15 protein-coding genes are annotated in these 17,250 nt (G+C 58.8%); 7 read left to right on the plus strand and 8 right to left on the minus strand.

Annotated elements, in window-relative coordinates; translation table 11 throughout:
- Positions 1-130: 130 nt before the first annotated feature.
- From osmV to LZU96_RS10285, 4 genes are read right to left on the minus strand one after another with little or no spacing between them, the layout of a single operon-like run.
- Positions 131-1,267, minus strand: a complete 1,137-nt coding sequence (gene osmV / locus LZU96_RS10270) for an osmoprotectant ABC transporter ATP-binding protein OsmV (protein WP_233984261.1) — start codon at positions 1,265-1,267, stop codon at positions 131-133.
- Positions 1,267-1,914 (minus strand): osmoprotectant ABC transporter permease OsmW, encoded by a 648-nt coding sequence (gene osmW / locus LZU96_RS10275; protein ID WP_094119542.1) that lies wholly within the window; start codon positions 1,912-1,914, stop codon positions 1,267-1,269. The genes osmV and osmW overlap by 1 nt, the downstream gene beginning before the upstream one ends.
- A gap of 9 nt (positions 1,915-1,923) precedes the next feature.
- Positions 1,924-2,835: a glycine betaine ABC transporter substrate-binding protein gene (locus LZU96_RS10280; RefSeq protein ID WP_233984262.1), complete on the minus strand. Its 912-nt coding sequence runs from the start codon at positions 2,833-2,835 to the stop codon at positions 1,924-1,926.
- Between the two features lie 16 nt (positions 2,836-2,851).
- A complete protein-coding gene (locus LZU96_RS10285; RefSeq protein WP_233984263.1) occupies positions 2,852-3,568 on the minus strand; it encodes an ABC transporter permease in 717 nt (238 codons plus the stop codon).
- Positions 3,569-3,960: 392 nt separating this feature from the next.
- On the opposite strand from LZU96_RS10285, the gene LZU96_RS10290 reads away from it, so the two are divergent.
- Positions 3,961-5,427 carry an MDR family MFS transporter gene (locus tag LZU96_RS10290; RefSeq protein WP_233984264.1) on the plus strand — a complete coding sequence of 489 codons (1,467 nt, stop codon included), beginning with the start codon at positions 3,961-3,963 and terminating at the stop codon, positions 5,425-5,427.
- 33 nt (positions 5,428-5,460) lie between these two features.
- On the opposite strand, the gene LZU96_RS10295 is transcribed toward LZU96_RS10290, so the two are convergent.
- Together LZU96_RS10295 and LZU96_RS10300 are read right to left on the minus strand one after the other, a co-directional pair.
- Positions 5,461-5,757 (minus strand): DUF1161 domain-containing protein, encoded by a 297-nt coding sequence (locus LZU96_RS10295; protein WP_159859395.1) that lies wholly within the window; start codon positions 5,755-5,757, stop codon positions 5,461-5,463.
- A gap of 45 nt (positions 5,758-5,802) precedes the next feature.
- The gene (locus LZU96_RS10300; RefSeq protein ID WP_233984265.1) at positions 5,803-6,126 is read right to left on the minus strand and encodes a DUF1283 family protein; all 324 of its coding nucleotides are present in this window, start codon (positions 6,124-6,126) and stop codon (positions 5,803-5,805) included.
- A gap of 133 nt (positions 6,127-6,259) precedes the next feature.
- On the opposite strand from LZU96_RS10300, the gene LZU96_RS10305 reads away from it, so the two are divergent.
- Positions 6,260-6,586, plus strand: a complete 327-nt coding sequence (locus LZU96_RS10305) for a YnfA family protein (protein WP_233988173.1) — start codon at positions 6,260-6,262, stop codon at positions 6,584-6,586.
- A gap of 28 nt (positions 6,587-6,614) precedes the next feature.
- Here the strand turns inward: LZU96_RS10305 and ydfG are convergent, their stop codons facing one another.
- Positions 6,615-7,361: a bifunctional NADP-dependent 3-hydroxy acid dehydrogenase/3-hydroxypropionate dehydrogenase YdfG gene (ydfG, locus tag LZU96_RS10310; RefSeq protein WP_233984266.1), complete on the minus strand. Its 747-nt coding sequence runs from the start codon at positions 7,359-7,361 to the stop codon at positions 6,615-6,617.
- A gap of 410 nt (positions 7,362-7,771) precedes the next feature.
- Here ydfG and guaD point away from each other — a divergent pair, with 410 nt between their 5' ends.
- The 5 genes from guaD (at position 7,772) to dcp (ending at position 15,763) form a co-directional block, all read left to right on the plus strand.
- Entirely contained in the window at positions 7,772-9,100 is a 1,329-nt protein-coding gene (gene guaD / locus LZU96_RS10315; protein WP_233984267.1) for a guanine deaminase, read from the plus strand.
- Positions 9,097-10,539, plus strand: coding sequence for a xanthine dehydrogenase small subunit (gene xdhA, locus LZU96_RS10320; protein ID WP_233984268.1), 1,443 nt, complete (start codon positions 9,097-9,099; stop codon positions 10,537-10,539). Before guaD ends, xdhA begins: the two co-directional genes overlap by 4 nt.
- Positions 10,529-12,895: a xanthine dehydrogenase molybdopterin binding subunit gene (xdhB, locus tag LZU96_RS10325; protein WP_233984269.1), complete on the plus strand. Its 2,367-nt coding sequence runs from the start codon at positions 10,529-10,531 to the stop codon at positions 12,893-12,895. Before xdhA ends, xdhB begins: the two co-directional genes overlap by 11 nt.
- Entirely contained in the window at positions 12,882-13,658 is a 777-nt protein-coding gene (gene xdhC, locus LZU96_RS10330) for a xanthine dehydrogenase accessory protein XdhC (RefSeq protein ID WP_233984270.1), read from the plus strand. Before xdhB ends, xdhC begins: the two co-directional genes overlap by 14 nt.
- Positions 13,659-13,720: 62 nt before the next feature.
- A complete protein-coding gene (dcp, locus tag LZU96_RS10335; RefSeq protein WP_233984271.1) occupies positions 13,721-15,763 on the plus strand; it encodes a peptidyl-dipeptidase Dcp in 2,043 nt (680 codons plus the stop codon).
- 48 nt (positions 15,764-15,811) lie between these two features.
- Here dcp and hpxO read toward each other — a convergent pair whose 3' ends face one another.
- Positions 15,812-16,969 (minus strand): FAD-dependent urate hydroxylase HpxO, encoded by a 1,158-nt coding sequence (gene hpxO, locus LZU96_RS10340; protein ID WP_233984272.1) that lies wholly within the window; start codon positions 16,967-16,969, stop codon positions 15,812-15,814.
- Positions 16,970-17,250 lie beyond the last annotated feature (281 nt).

The following is a 17,250-nucleotide window of genomic DNA, read 5'->3' on the forward strand; positions in this document are numbered from 1 at the left end:
CAGGCAGAATAAAGTGAAGGTACCGCGCGATGACCGCCAGCACGGAGCGGCACCAGAGTGCGTTATCACCGGTTGCCTCACTGACGGGCATCAGGGCCGTGATGGCCCTTTTTTTATGACGGATTTTTCATTACGGATTCAGGCGGCGGCGGGTCCGGCCTGAACTGAGGTAGTCCGCGATATAATCCTGCGAAATTTCACCGCTGTAGCGGCCCTCTTCATCGACGATCGGCATCCAGACGGTATTGTGCTCATACAGTTTTGACAGCACCACGCGCAGGTTCTCTTCCGCTTTACCGGTCACCTTAAAGGTGTGCAGGCGTTCTTCACAGCGGCCGCTGGCGTGACGCGCTTCACGTCGCTTCACAAAGCCGAGCGGTTTGCCATCCTCATCCACCACGGTGATCGAGCGCATGTCATTCTCATCCATGGTGCCGAAAGCCTCTTCGAGCGGAGTGGAACGCCGGACGGTGATGGTCGGCTGCTGATCGGTCACGTCACCCGCCTGCACCAGCAGCAGGCGCTTCAGCGTCCGGTCCTGGCCGACAAAGGAGCCAACAAAATCATTGGCCGGCGTCGCCAGCAGCTCATCCGGACTGGCGCACTGCACGATTTTCCCCTGACCAAAGACCGCAATCCGGTCACCCAGCTTCAGCGCTTCGTCGATGTCATGGCTCACCAGCATCACGGTTTTCTTCAGCTGACGCTGCATATCGAGAAACTCGTTCTGGATCACTTCGCGGTTGATCGGGTCAACGGCACCAAAAGGCTCATCCATCAGCAGCACCGGTGGATCTGCCGCCAGCGCACGAATCACGCCGATACGCTGCTGCTGGCCGCCTGACATTTCACGCGGATAGCGATGCAGGAATTTGCTCGGGTCGAGCGCCACCATGCTCATCAGTTCGGTGGCCCGTTCCCGGCAGCGCTTCTTGTCCCAGCCCAGCATACGCGGCACCACGGTTATGTTCTCTTCGATGGTCATGTTCGGGAACAGACCGATCTGCTGGATTACGTAACCGATGTTGCGGCGCAGGGTGGTGGTATCCTGGTTACTGGTGTCTTCGCCATTAATCAGAATCCGGCCGCTGGTCGCCGGGATCAGCCGGTTAATCATCTTCAGGGTGGTGGTTTTGCCGCAGCCCGACGGTCCAAGCAATACGCACATCTCACCGGCAGGGACTTCCAGGCTGACATTATCCACGGCTTTCATGGTGGTGCCGTTTTTCTGGGTAAAGGTTTTCGTCAGGTTTTCCAGTGTAATCATTATCGAATTCCCTTAGGAGTCAGCGCCTGCTGCAAACGGTGCAGCAGCCAGTCAAGAACAATTGCCAGCAGGCAAATCATTAACGCCCCGGCGATTAACATACGAATATCACTGCCGCTGATGCCATCCAGCAGCAGCTGGCCCAGCCCACCGGCGCCAATCACCGCAGCGATCGCCATCACGCCGACGTTCATCACCACCGCGGTGCGGATGCCGCCAAAGATCACCGGCAGGGCCATCGGAATTTCCACCCAGCGTAACCGCTGCCAGAAAGTCATGCCGATGCCGCGACCGGCTTCACGCAGACCGCCGGGCAGGTTCTCCAGCGCGGTATGGGTGTTACGCACAATCGGCAGCAGCGAGTAGAGAAACACCGCAGTAATCGCTGGCAGCGCACCAATGCCCTGACCGATCAGCGAAAACAGCGGGATCATCAGGCCAAACAGCGCGATGGTCGGGATGGTCAGCACCACGGTGGCAATACCGAGGATCGGCGTCGCCAGCCAGCGCACCCGGACAATCAGAATGCCGAGCGGCACGCCGATGACAATTGCCAGCCCGACAGCGACCAGCACCAGCCAGGTGTGTTGCCAGCTCAGCGTCAGCAGGCTGCTCCAGTTATCCATGATGTAGTGAAGGGTATCCACAGTGCCTCCTTACAGCATGTTTTTAGATTTAAGGAAATCACGCGCCACCTGTTCCGGTGACTGGTGATCGATATCGACCCGCTTGTTCATCTCGGTGATCGACTCATCGGTAATCAGTGGGGAGAGCTGGTTCAGCGCCGCTTCCAGGCCAGGATGGCTCTCCAGCACATCCTTACGCACCACCGGCGTGACGTTATAGCTCGGGAAGAAATGCTTATCATCCTCCAGCACTTTCAGGTCAAAGCCTTTCACCCGGCCGTCGGTGGTGTAGATCAGACCGGCATCGACGAAGCCATCGCGGATGGCGTTATAGACCAGGCCAGGGTCCATCTGGCGGATCTGCGGCCGATCCAGCGCCAGGTTGTAAGTCTTCTGCAGCGGCTTCATGCCGTCTGAGCGGCCTGAAAACTCCAGGTCCAGCCCCAGTCGCCAGTTATGGTCGGGATCGCGCTGGCGCACCTGTTCAATTTTGGCCACCAGTTGCGACATCGTGGTGATGCCCTCTTTCTCTGCCCGCTGCCGGGTCATGGCGAAAGCATAGGTATTGTTCATCGGGGCGGGCTGAAGCCACACCAGGCCCAGTTTCGCATCGAGTTTTTTAACCGTGTCATAGGCCTGCTCTGACGACATCGGCTGGTTGATATGGTTGAAAATGATCAGTGAAGTTCCGGTGTACTCCCACGTCATATCGATCTGCTTATTCAGCAGCGCATTCCGGCCAATAGTGGTGGCGATATTGCGCTTTGGGATCACCTCAAAGCCTTTCTTCTGTAACCACAGCACCGTCATCGCCGACAGGATGTGCTGCTCGGTAAAGCTCTTGGTGGCCATCACCAGCGGGGCCGCCGCCTGGGCGGTCTGACTTAATGCCAGCGTCGCCAGCAGGGTCAGGGCACTCTTTTTTATCCAGCGCGTAAGCATCGCAAATTCCTTATTGTTATGCCGCAGCGTGCGGACTGAGAAAGCGGCCGAGCGCGGCCAGCAGCATATCCAGCACCAGCGCCACCAGCGCAGTCGCCGCCGCACCCAGGATCAGCGTCGGGAAGTCGTTGAGGTAGATGCCGGGAAAAATCAGTTCGCCGAAGCTGCTGGCACCAATCAGAAACGCCAGCGGCGCGGTACCCACATTGATGGCGGTGGCAATACGCACGCCCGCGAGGATAACCGGCAGCGCATCAGGCAGTTCGACCTGGCGCAAACGCTGCATTTTGGTCATACCAATGCCGTTGGCGGCTTCGATCAGGGAAGAGGGAACCGCACTCAGGCCGGAGAAAGTGTTACGTACGATAGGCAGCAGAGAGGCGAGAAACAGCGCAATCAGCGCCGGACGGTCGCCGATGCCGATAATCACCATCGCTAATGCCAGCACCGCCAGCGGCGGCAGCGTATTACCGACGTTAAAAATCTGCATCACATATTCGGCCCAGCGACGGGCGAAAGGGCGACTGAGAATGATGCCGCTGGGAATACCGACCAGCAGAGCAAACAGCATTGACCAGAAGACTAAAAACAGGTGTTGCTGGCCGAGATAGAGCAGATCAACTTTTCTGGCGACTAACTGGTCCCAGCCAAGGCCCCAGATTAGCGCGCCAATCACCGCGGCCACAGCCAGCAGTGCCAGACCAGCGCGGCGGGCCAGTGAAGCATTTTGCATAAGGGACTCTCCCTGATTACGATCTCAATTGTTATACCCATCACTAGCAGCCCGACAGAAGCAGCAAAACCCGCCGCCGCTTCCAATACCGAAACTGCGATAAAATGCACATCAAATGACTGTTTATCGACGATTTTTAACTGAACGCTGAAAAACAGGCTTTAATGCTATAGCAGCCCTAAGCGAGCCGCGCTAGCTTTAACGCCCTAAAGCAGTCGGTGAAAAACAGGTTAAAATAGTGTTAAGGCCGCGTGGTGATTGGGCTAACACATCAATGAAAATTTTTCATCGACTTTTGGTGACAACGTCACACATTGCGCCCGTGATGCGCACTGACGGGAAACTGCATTCACTCAATCTGCGCTAGTGTTGCAGCTTAAAAAAGGATCTCTATGACTGAAAGCGCACAGATTCAGACCGGGCACCGCCACTGGATTTTAATCGCCTGTATGCTGGCCATGTTTATGGCGGCGATTGAGGTCACCATTGTTGCCACCGCGATGCCGACCATTATTGCTGAACTGGGCGGCTTTTCGCAGTTTGGCTGGGTATTCTCCATCTATCTGCTGACGCAGGCGGTCAGCGTCCCGCTCTACGGACGACTGGCGGATATCTATGGCCGTAAGCGGATGTTTTTTATCGGCACCACGCTGTTCCTGATCGGCTCGGTGCTGTGTGGCTTTGCCCATACCATGACCTGGCTGATTCTGTTCCGCGCTTTTCAGGGACTGGGAGCCGGTGCCATCATGCCGCTCAGCTCAACTATCGTGGCGGACATCTACTCACCGCGTGAGCGCGCCAGCGTGCAGGGCTGGCTCTCCAGCGTCTGGGGCGTGGCCGCCATCGTCGGTCCGCTGACCGGCGCCTGGCTGGTACAGCACTTTAGCTGGTCGGTGATTTTCTGGGTCAATCTGCCAATAGGGCTGATCAGTATGCTGATGCTGGCTCGCTGGTTACCGGCGCATCAACAGGAGGCGCAGGCGCAGCCGCTGAACCTGGCGGGCAGTGGCTGGCTGATGCTGTGCGTCAGCGCACTGCTGGTTGCGCTGCTGCAGGCTGAACAGCTGGGCTACTGGCTGATCCCGTTCCTGCTGTTTTCCCTGTTTGCTGGCTGGCGGCTCAAGCGCCACGAGCAGCAGGCTGACGCACCGTTGTTCCCACTGATTATCTGGCGCAGCCGGCTGATTATTGCCGGTAACGCCGGCAACCTGATCATCGGGGCCGCCATGATGGGGATCAGCGCTTTTCTGCCGACCTGGATTCAGGGTATCGGCGGCGGTTCGCCACTGCAGGCGGGCAGTGCGCTGGCGATGATGTCGATTGGCTGGCCGCTGGCCAGTACCCTGAGCGGCCGTCTGATGCTGCGCACCTCATACCGTTTCACCGCACAACTGGGCGCGCTGTTGCTGATTACCGGCAGTGGATTACTGCTGCTGTTGCAGCCTGACAGTTCGTTGTATCAGGCGGGCTTTACCGCGTTTGTCATCGGTACCGGCATGGGCATGACCAGCACCACCTTTCTGGTATCGGTACAGAATCAGGCGGATTACCAGATTCGCGGCATCTGTACCGCCTCGATTATGTTCAGCCGGATGATGGGTTCGGCGATTGGCACCGCCATCATGGGCGCGGTGCTGAACCTCAATCTGCAGTGGCGACTGCCGCAGGCGCAGGACCCGGTGCAGCAGATTATGGCGGATGAGAGTCGGCGTCAGCTGGCCCCGGAGACGCTACAGCAGATGGTGCAGGCGATTGCGAGCTCACTGCATTGGGTGTTTGTGGTGGCACTGGTGATAGCGCTGTTTGCGCTGGGCGTGGCGTGGATGATGCCGCGTCAGCGGCCGGAACATGCAGAATAGCGGAGCAGGGCGACAGGTCGTCGCCCTGGCAATTTACTGTGCGGGCGCGTCCTGTGAACTGCCGGCACTGTCTGGCACGCTGGCGTCATCGTCACGCCCCATGCGCTTGTAAACAATCTTTTGTGTGTCGTTCTCACAATGTCCCACCACCTGACCGCCAGCCTGATCAACCTGATCGTTGGCGACGATGTCGAGACTAAAACCCGATTCGGGCACACCGTTCTGAATAATTTTCTGGCTGATCTCGGTTTTTACCGATTCACAGGATGCCTGTGCCAGTACCGGCAGCGCAAACAACGTCGCGGTTAACAAAACCCTCTGTAGCTTCATCACGTATTCCTTATGTTAGTTGTCCGTCATTACTATAGCTGAAAATCAGGGTGCAATCGGTCGGCCGGAGCGGCGATCCAGACAACGCAGGGTATTCGGCTCCCAGTAGGCGTTGAGATTCAGGCTCTGCTCACACTTATCGCGGGTATCAAAAGCACGATCGGTCTTATCAAATTCCTTCTCAACGCGGCTGTTCACTTTGTTACGCAGCATCCGCGTGTCATTCCACTGCTCTTTATCCTGACGCGCCGCTTCATTACTGGCGGCGCTGCTGCCATCTTCAATGATCAGGCGATTGGTGGTAGCGCTGGCATTGAATGCTGCCGCTGACAGCAGGCTCACCAACAGGACCGGGATAAATTTTTTCATTGCGCTTTCCTTCAGTTAACGCAGACATCACCAATGGGAACGGCTGTTGCCGCGGGTAGCGTTAGTATATCATCGCCGTTTCTTTGCTCACCAGCCGTGAGTGGTTTGTTTACGTTTATGAGAGGTCGGGGTGCTGATTAAAACCGCCGTGCTGTTTTTTATCACCGCGCTGGCGGAAATCATCGGCTGCTTCCTGCCGTGGCTGTGGCTGAAAAAGGGCGGCTCCGTCTGGCTGCTGCTGCCCGCCGCCGCCAGCCTGGCGCTGTTTGTCTGGCTGTTGACGCTGCATCCCGCGGCCAGCGGACGGGTGTATGCCGCCTATGGCGGGGTTTACGTGCTGACTGCACTGCTGTGGTTACGGGTGGTCGATGGCGTGAAACTCAGCGCCTGGGACTGGAGCGGGGCGATCGTCGCCTTTATCGGTATGCTGATTATCGTGCTGGGCTGGGGACGCGGATAGGGCCAGCCGGTGCGGCTGGCCCTGAGGGTTACGGCTTGTGCACCTTGAGACCGGCCAGCGTCTGGCTGACGGGCATCATCTCAAGGGTATTGATGTTGACATGCTTAGGCAGCGTGGCGACCCAGTAGACCGCTTCGGTGACATCTTCCGGCGTTAAAGCGGTGGCGCCTTCATAGACCTGGCCCGCTTTATCATCGTCGCCCTTGAAGCGCACGTTAGAGAACTCGGTGCCGCCGACCAGTCCCGGCTCGATGTCGGTGACGCGCAGCGCCGTGCCGTGCAGATCGGTACGCAGATTCAGGCTGAACTGACGCACAAAGGCTTTGGTCGCGCCATAGACGTTGCCACCGGCATAAGGCCAGCTACCGGCGATTGAACCGATATTGATCACATGGCCGACGTTACGCTCCACCATCTGCGGTAGCAGGGCGCGCGTCATATAGACCAGCCCTTTGGTGTTGGTGTCGATCATGTTTTCCCAGTCTTCGACGTTGGCGCGGTGCGCGGGCTCAATCCCCAGCGCCAGACCGGCGTTATTCACCAGCACGTCGATGTCACGCCAGTCGGCAGGCAGCTGATTCACCGCCTCTTCAATTGCCGCGCGGTTCCGCACATCAAGCTGCACGGTATAAAGATGCTCGCCCAGCTCATCTTTCAGCGCTTTCAGCCGCTCGGCACGCCGTCCGCTGGCAATCACTTTGTGACCCTTTGCGATAAAGCGACGGGTGATGCTTTCACCAAAACCGGCGGTCGCGCCGGTGACAAAAATAATCATCTCACTGTTCCTTATGCCATTTTCAGAGTCGATGGCTTCACCATAGCATTTCATTTCCGCTTGCGCCCGCCGAAAAACCGATCGGGTTGTAAAGGCATTTTACCGGCCCGCCAGCTGCGCTGTTTTGGGGCGCACTGCACACAAACGGGGCAGCGCAGGCGCGCATTCAGCCGCTTAAACCCGCCCGATTCGTGACGAGCTTGCCAGGCAACCGATTGCGATTGCAAAGCAATCGGTTGCGGGGCCCTGTTGCCCTGCATCAGTTGCGCAACAAGCGCAATTTTATTTAACTCTTTGATAATAAAGTTAAAAGTGGTGATTGCGATCTGGCACGGCAGTTGCAACAGAGTATTAAGGCAATCATCTGCATAATGAAAAGAAGGCCGCAGTGCTTTCAGAAAGGAAAAGTCATGTCACCAGCGACAGATACGGCGATACGCGCCAGTTTTTTTGACTTCACCTCGGTGGTGGACCAGCCCGACGGGCTGCTCTCTGCCGCGCGCTATCTGGAGGATGGCGTGCTGCGGCTGCGCGACGGACGCGTGGTGGGGTTAGCGCCGTGGGAGGCGTGCAGTGCCGCACTGGCGGGTCAGCCGGTCATTGACCTGCGCGGCAAGCTGATCGTACCGGGCTTCGTCGATACCCACATTCACTATCCGCAGACCGAAATGATCGGCGCGTTCGGCGAACAGCTGCTGGAGTGGCTCAACCACTATACGTTTCCGGTAGAGGCGCAGTATCACTGTCCGGACCACGCGGCCCGGATGTCGGCCTTTTTCCTGCATCAGCTGCTGTCGAATGGCACCACCAGCGCGCTGGTGTTTGGCACCGTGCATCCCCAGTCGGTTGAGGCGCTGTTCAGCGCGGCGGAAGCGCTGAACATGCGGCTGATTGCCGGCAAAGTGATGATGGATCGTAACGCGCCTGACAATCTGACCGAAACTCCGGAACAGAGTTATCAGCAGACCCGCGCGCTGATTGAGCGCTGGCACCAGCGCGGACGACTGAGCTACGCGCTGACGCCACGTTTCGCCCCGACCTCCTCGCCACAGCTGCTGGAAAAAGTGCAGCAACTGCGGCAGGAGTTCCCGGATACCTGGCTGCATACTCATCTGAGCGAAAATCCGCAGGAGGTCGCCTGGGTGAAGCAGCTGTTCCCGGAGCGCGCCGGCTACCTTGATGTCTACCATCACTATCAGCTCACCGGGCGTCGCAGCGTGTTTGCTCACTGCGTCCATCTCGACGACGGCGAATGGCAATGCCTGCACGACACTGATTCCACCATCGCTTTCTGCCCGACCTCAAACCTGTTTCTTGGCAGCGGGCTGTTTAACCTTAAACGCAGCTGGCAGCAGGGCGTTAAAGTCGGTATTGGCACCGATGTGGGCGCCGGCACCACCTTCAGCATGCTGCAAACGCTGGGCGAAGCCTACAAAGTGGGCCAGCTACAGCAGTATAAGCTGAGCGCCGCCGAAGCCTTTTATCACGCCACGCTGGGCGGCGCGCGGGCGCTGGATCTCGATCACGCCATTGGCAATTTCAATCCGGGTAAAGAGGCGGATTTTGTGGTGCTCGATCCGGCCGTTTCCGCCTTACAGACTTTGCGTATCGGCAACAGCAAAGATATCTGGGAAAAACTGTTTGTTCTGATGACGCTCGGCGATGACCGCAATATCGCCCAGACCTGGGTCAACGGGCGTCCGGTATGGCAGCGCGACGCGGGAGAGCAAGCGGCATGATCCAGTTCCTGTTAAATAATCAATTAGTCACCGAAGAGGCGTTAGATCCTAATCTGACGATACTTAACTATCTGCGCGGTCATCTGCGCCGCACCGGTACCAAAGAGGGCTGCGCCTCAGGTGACTGCGGTGCCTGTAGCGTCACGCTCGGTAAAGCGGTCAATGGCGCGATGCAGTATGAAACGGTCAATAGCTGTCTGACGCTGGTCTCCACGCTACAGGGCAAGCAGCTGATCACCGTCGAGGATCTGCGTCACGGCGGTGCTCTGCATCCGGCGCAGCAGGCGATGGTGGATTGCCACGGCTCGCAATGCGGCTTCTGCACGCCCGGCTTTGTGATGTCGCTGTTCAGTCTGCAAAAATCGGTCAGCGGCTGGGATCGCCATCAGGCGGAGAGTGCGCTGGCGGGCAATCTCTGTCGCTGTACCGGTTACCGGCCAATCATGGCGGCCGCGCAGCAGCTCTGTTCACAGCCGGTCAGCGACCCGTTCGATCACCATGCGGCCAGCGTGGCGCAACGGCTGACGGCACTGGCGAATCAGGAGATGCAGCAGCTCAGCGGCGACGGGCGGCACTGTTATCTGCCTAAAACCCCGGCCCAGCTGGCGCAGATCTATCTGGAACATCCTGAGGCGCGGCTGATTGCCGGTGGCACCGATCTGAGCCTCACCATCACCCAGCAGCATCAGCGCATACCGGTGCTGATCGCGCTGGAGCAGGTTGCGGCGCTGAAAGTGTGCAGTGAATTTGACGATCACTATCTGCTCGGTGCCAGCGCCTCTCTGCAGCAGGTTGCCGAATTTCTGACCGACCGGATTCCGGGCATCAGCGAAATGCTGCAACGTTTCGCGTCGTTACAGATCCGGCTGCAGGGTACGCTGGGCGGCAATATCGCCAACGCCTCGCCGATTGGTGATGCCTCACCGATGCTGCTGGCGCTGAACGCCACTCTGCTGCTGCAGCAGGGCGAGCAGCAACGGCTGCTGCCGCTGGACCAGTTTTTCACCGGTTACCGGCAGACCAGACTGTTGCCGGGCGAGTTTATCCGGGCGATACGTATCGATAAAGTGACGGTGTCACCTGACTTTGTGGCCTGGAAAGTCTCTAAGCGGCTGGATGATGATATTTCAGCGGTGTTTGCGGCCTTTAACCTGGAGATTGAGCAGGGTCAGGTACGCGCGGCGCGCATCGCTTTTGGCGGCATGGCCGCGACGCCGAAACGGGCAACGCACTGCGAACAGGCCCTGCTGGATCAACCCTTTAACGCCGTGACGGTGTCACGCGCGGCCGCCGCGCTGGCGGAAGATTTCCAGCCGCTCTCCGATTTCCGCGCCAGCGCTGACTACCGCCTGCAGGTGGCGCGTAATCTGTTACGGCGCTACTACCATCGCTACAACGGCGAATTAACCTGTATCGAGGTGGCCCGCTATGTCTCATAACCGTCCTGAACTGAGTGAAGAGGTGCGCAAAGCGCAGCATACCGCCGGCATCCAGAGCGGTGTTGGCCGCAGCAATAAACATGAAAGCGCTGAGATGCATGTCTCCGGCGAGGCGCGGTTTATCGACGACAAGCCTGAGCTGCCCGGTATGCTGCACCTCTGTCCGCGGTTGAGTGAACACGCCCATGCGCGCATAACCCGGATTGATGTTGAGCCGTGCTACGCCATTCCCGGCGTAGTCAGCGTGCTGACCTGGCAGGATGTGCCCGGCATCAATGATGTTGGTCCGCTGGAGCCGGGCGATCCGCTGCTGGCGCACGACAAAGTCGAATATATGGGTCAGATTGTGATTGCGGTGGCGGCCGATTCCCCGGACGCTGCCCGGCTGGGCGCCGCCGCTGCCGTGATTGAATATGAGGTGCTTGAACCGCTGCTGGATGTTGAACAGGCGCTGGCGCAGGGCAGCTTTGTGCAGGAGCCGCACGTTCATCGGCGCGGTGACGTTGATGCCGCGCTGGCACGCGCCCCGCATCGCATCAGCGGTTCCTTTCATATTGGCGGTCAGGAACACTTCTATCTGGAAACCCAGACGGCAATGGTCATTCCCGGCGAAGATCAGCAGCTGCAGGTCTTTTCCTCGACTCAGAATCCCACTGAAGTGCAGAAGCTGGTGGCGGAAGTGATGGGCATCAGCCTGAATCAGGTCACAATTGATATGCGGCGGATGGGCGGCGGATTTGGCGGCAAAGAGACCCAGGCGGCGGGCGTGGCCTGTCTCTGCGCCATCGTGGCGCGCCAGACTGGCCGGGCGGCGAAGATGCGGCTTTCCCGCCGCGACGACATGCGCATCACCGGCAAACGGCATCCGTTTTTTGTCCGTTACGAGGTCGGTGTTGAGGATGACGGGCTGTTATGTGGGGTGAAGATTGACCTGGCGGGTAACTGCGGTTATTCACTCGATCTCAGTGGATCGATCGTCGATCGGGCGATGTTCCACGCCGACAACGCCTATTACCTCGGCGATGCGCTGATAACCGGCTATCGCTGCCGCACAAATACAGCCTCAAATACTGCCTATCGGGGTTTTGGCGGTCCGCAGGGCATGGTGGCGATTGAGCAGATCATGGATCACATCGCGCGGCACCGCGGCCTCGATCCGCTGGCGCTGCGCAAGCGCAATTACTACGGTAAGCAGGATCGCAATATCACCCATTATCATCAGCAGGTTGAGGATAATCTGCTGGACGAAATCACCGAACAGCTGGAACGGAGCAGTGATTATCAGGCGCGGCGGGCGGAGATTCAGGCGTTCAATGCCCGCAGCCCGCTGCTGAAACGCGGTCTGGCGCTGACGCCGGTTAAATTCGGCATCTCGTTTACCTCCAGCTTCCTTAACCAGGCGGGCGCGCTGATCCTGATCTACACCGACGGCACGGTGCAGCTCAACCACGGCGGCACCGAGATGGGTCAGGGGCTCAACACCAAAGTCATTCAGATCGTGGCTGAAGTGCTGCAGATTGAGGTCGATAAGATTCAGATCACCGCCACCGATACCGGCAAAGTGCCGAACACCTCGCCGACGGCGGCCTCCAGCGGGGCCGATCTCAACGGTAAGGCGGCGCAGAATGCGGCGGAGATCCTGCGCGAACGCATGACGCAGATGCTGTGTCAGCTGCATCAGTGTGAAGCATCGGCGGTCAGTTTCCGTAACGGCATTGTGCGCGCCGGGGAAAAACATTACACCTTCGCAGAAGTGGCGCAGCTGGCGTGGTTCAATCAGGTGCCGCTATCCGCCACCGGTTACTATCGTGTGCCGGGCATTCATTACGATCGACTGGCCGGGCGCGGTAAGCCCTTTTACTACTTCGCTTACGGCGCGGCCTGCTGTGAAGTGGTGATCGATACCTTAACTGGCGAATATCGTCTGTTGCGCGCTGACATCCTGCATGACGTGGGGGCCTCACTGAATCCGGCCATCGATATCGGTCAGGTCGAAGGCGGTTTTGTGCAGGGCGTCGGCTGGCTGACCTGTGAAGAGCTGGTGTGGAACCAGAAGGGGCAGTTGCTGACCGATGGGCCGGCCAGCTACAAAATTCCGGCCATCAGCGACGTGCCGGCCGATCTGCGGGTGACGCTGGTGGAGAACCGCAAAAATCCGCAGGATACGGTTTTCCACTCCAAAGCCGTCGGCGAGCCGCCCTTTATGCTGGGCATTGCGGCCTGGTGCGCGCTACAGGATGCGGTGGCCAGCGTGGCCGGTTATGCGCATCCTCCGCTGCTGGACGCGCCCGCCACGCCGGAACGGGTACTGAACGCGGTGCTGCAGCTGGCAGGAGCCTGTGATGATCTACCATGACTGGATAAGCGTGCTGCACCAGCTGCGTGAAAAGCGCCAGAGCTGCGTGCTGATCACCGTGCTCAGTGAGCGCGGTTCAGTACCGCGCGACAGCGGCAGCAAGATGGTAGTCACGCTGCAGGAGAACTTTCTGACGATTGGCGGCGGCCAGCTTGAATTTCAGTGTATTGCCCAGGCGCGCGCCATGTTGCAGAGCGGAGCCCGCGCACCGCATACCGAGGAGTACAGCCTCGGCGCACGGCTGGGTCAGTGCTGCGGCGGCAAAACCACGCTTTTGTTTGAGCCGCTGTTGCAGTGTCAGCCTGAGATCCTGCTGTTCGGCGCCGGTCATGTCGGCCAGGCGCTGGTTAATTTGCTGGCAACGTTACCCTGTCACATTCGCTGGATCGATAGCCGTCCCGGCCAGTTTGAGCGGGTGCCGCCAGGCGTGGTCACGCTGCAACCGGAAGACCCGCTCGACTGCGTGGCGCAGGCGGCTCCCGACAGCTATTTCATTATTATGACCCATCATCATCCGCTCGATTTCGAACTGTGTGAGGCGGTGCTGAAACGCGGCGATTTTCGCTATGCGGGCGTGATTGGCTCGCAGACCAAAAGCCAGCGCTTCCGCTACCGGCTGGCGGGCAAGGGCGCGCAGGCCGATCGGCTGGCGAAATTGCGCTGTCCGATTGGCCTGCCGGACGTCAAAGGCAAGCTGCCCGCCGAGATCGCCGTAGCGATTGCCGGTGAAGTGATCAGCGTTTATCAGCAGCACCTGGCCTGAGTTGTTCAACTGCCCGCAACCTGCCAGGATAAGGCTTTGCGATGCCCATTCAGGAGCGAATCATGAACGCCCGTCAGAATCCTTTCTTTAGCGTCAGCCCCTTGCCTTATCAGGCGCCGCCGTTTGACCAGATTCAGCAGCAGGATTTTCTGCCCGCCTTGCAGGCAGGCATTGAAGAAAAGCGTCGGGAAGTTGAGGCGATCGCCACATGCAGTGACGAGCCAACGTTCCTCAATACCTATGAGGCGCTGGAGAAGAGCGGGCAGTTGCTGAACCGGGTTAATCTGGTGTTCAGCGCCATGACCTCGGCGCACACCAGCCCCTATCTGCAACAGGTGGATGAAGAGATCGCACCGGAGCTGACCGCACTCAACGACGAGATCATGCTTAACCGGCCGCTGTTCTCACGGCTCGATGCGGTCTATCTGCAGCGCGCCCAGCTTGATGCTGAATCCAGGCGGCTGGTTGAGGTGATCTGGCAGCGCTTTCAGCTGGCGGGTGCCAATCTGCCCGAAGCGCAGAAACAGCAGCTAAAAGCCCTGAATCAGGAAGCGGCGCGTCTCAGTACCCGCTTTACCAACAGGCTGCTGGCTGCTACCAAGGCGGGCGGTCTGGTGGTGGATCAGGCAGAGAAACTGGCGGGGCTTTCCGCTGCAGACCTGGCGGTCGCGCAGGCAGAAGCGCGCGCCCGCGGGCTGGAGAATGCCTGGCTGCTGGTGCTGCAGAACACCACTCAGCAACCGGCGCTGCAAAGCCTGAGCGATCGCGAAACCCGCGAGGCGCTGTTTAAAGCGGGCATGACCCGAACCGAAAAGGGCGACGAAAATGACACGCGTGAGCTGGTGCTGCGTCTGGCTCAGGTGCGGGCCGAACAGGCCAGGCTGCTGGGCTTTGCCAGTTATGCCGAGTGGAAATTGCAGGACCAGATGGCGAAAACCCCGGACGCTGCGTTTGCCTTTATGCGTAACATCGTGCCTGCCGCCCGTGCGCGGGCTGAACGTGAAGCGGCGGCTATCCAGCAGACTATCGATCGCCAGCAGCAGAGCTTTACGCTGCGCGCCTGGGACTGGAATTTTTACGCCGAACAGGTGCGTCACGCGCAGTACGATCTCGATGAGAGCCAGATCAAACCTTACTTCGAGCTGAACTCGGTGCTGCAGAATGGCGTGTTCTGGGCGGCCACGCAGCTCTATGGCATCCGGTTTTCGCCCCGCCAGGATCTGCCGGTTTACCATCCCGATGTGCAGGTATACGAAATTTTCGATGCCGATCAAACACCGCTGGCGCTGTTCTATACCGACTTCTTCAAGCGCGACAGCAAAGGCGGCGGGGCGTGGATGAGCAATTTTGTTAACCAGTCGACGCTGCTGGAGAGCAAGCCGGTGATCTACAACGTCTGCAACTACACCAAACCGCCAGCCGGTGAACCGGCGCTGCTGAGCTGGGATGAGGTGATCACGATGTTTCACGAGTTTGGACATACGCTGCACGGCCTGTTCGCCAGCCAGCGCTATCCGAGCCTGTCAGGCACCGAGACGCCGCGCGATTTTGTGGAGTTTCCGTCGCAGATTAATGAGCACTGGGCCAGTGAGCCGCAGGTGTTCCGCCATTTCGCCCGCCACTATCAGAGCGGAGAACCGATGCCCGCCGCGCTGCACGAAAAAATCATCCGCGCCGGAAAATTCAACAAAGGTTACGAGATGAGTGAGTTGCTGGCGGCCGCGCTGCTCGATCTGCACTGGCACAGTCTGCCAGGCGACCGGGCACCGCAAAGCGTGGACGGTTTTGAACAGCAGGCGCTGCAGAGCGACAATCTGGCATTAGCGGCGGTGCCGCCACGCTACCGCTCCAGCTATTTTCAACATATCTGGGGCGGAGGCTATGCCGCCGGTTACTACGCCTATATCTGGACCCAGATGCTGGCTGATGACGGTTACCAGTGGTTTGTTGAACAGGGCGGACTGACACGGGAAAATGGCGAGATTTTCCGTCAGAAAATCCTGTCGCGTGGCAACAGCAGCGACCTGAAAACCCTGTATGAAAGCTGGCGTGGCGGCCAGCCGCAGCTGGAGCCGATGCTGAAGAATCGCGGCCTGGCGGAGTAGCTAATCAACGGGCGGTCATGCCGCCCGCTGATCTAAGAAACGGACCGGTTAACCCAGCGGTCCGCCTTCAATGGTTTCACACATGCCGGCCAGCACCCGCTCGCCGGTTTCACTTTTCAGCGAGCGATACCACTCTGCGGTCACCGCCGGATCTTTCGCATGGGTGACGTCACAGCGCTTACGCGCTTTCAGCACCAGATCTTTGACCCGCTCAACCCGGCGCGCCTGATAACGCAGCAGGGCATCTTCAATCCCCAATGAATGCGACGCCAGCGTAGAGGCGAGCACGATGGCATCTTCCATCGCTGCACAGCCGCCCTGACCGATATCAGGTGTGGTGCTGTGGGCTGCATCCCCCAGCAGGGCAACGCGACCTTTAACCAGGCGGCTGAACGGTTCGATATCGTGGATTTCGACCCGGTTGGTGGTGTCGGGATTGATCGCGGCAATCAGCTTCTGCACCGGTGCGGCCCAGCCGGCAAAATAGCCGCTCAGATCGGCTTTAACGGTACTACGGTCCTGCGGCAGCCCTTTGGGCAGCGGCACGTCGAAGAAGAAATAAAAACGGTTATCGCTCACCGGCATCAGCGACACGCGCTTGCCTTCGCCAACAAAGGTCGTCCACTGATCAGCAGGAGCGATGCTTTCATCAATCGTCACCAGCCCGTTCCAGTTGACGTAACCGGCATAGCGCCGCTCCAGCGTCTGCTCCAGCACATAATCCCGGATCACCGAATGGGTGCCGTCCGCGGCAATCAGAAAATCACCCTGAACCTGGCTACTATCGGCAAAGGTGGCAATCACACCGTGATCGCCTTGTTCAACCTGAATGACCCGTTTGCCGAAATTGACCCGCTGACGGCCAAAGGTATCGATCAGCATCGCCTGCAGTTCAGCACGCGCCACCGGATAGGGGAACTCACCGACCTGCTGCACCAGCGGCGACATACTGAAGCGGGTCAGCGGTGCGCCGCTCACCGCATCGTGATAGGCCATGTAGGCCATATTGCCACCCAGTGCGCGCAGCGCCGCCTTCATGCCCAGCGCATTCAGGCATTTAACGCCGTTTGGCCAGATGGAAATCGCGGCCCCGACCGGCTTCATCTCTTTTACCGCTTCGAATACCTCAACCTCAAAACCCGCTTTCTCCAGCGCGATGGCGCTACTCATGCCGCCGATACCACCACCGATTACGATCGCTTTCATAGTTATCTCCTGTCTGCTTGCAACGGATACTGCAACTTTTGTACCAGTGCCTTACCACGCAGCCAGAAAATCAGGATTTACAGACTGTTCAATGACATAGCGTGTCACGACAACCTAAGGATGCTGCGCCAGAGGATGCTGGCGCACGCTTATGTTGCAATGCGATGCGCTTAAACAGTGCATCGCAGGCAAAAAAAGCGGCTGCTGTATCATTTGTTTCATCAGGCAGGCGTCAGGAGATGAGGCAAACAATCACTGCTAATGACAGACGCTACCGTCAG

It is taken from the genome of Pantoea agglomerans (assembly GCF_021397715.1).
Lineage (GTDB): Bacteria > Pseudomonadota > Gammaproteobacteria > Enterobacterales > Enterobacteriaceae > Pantoea > Pantoea astica.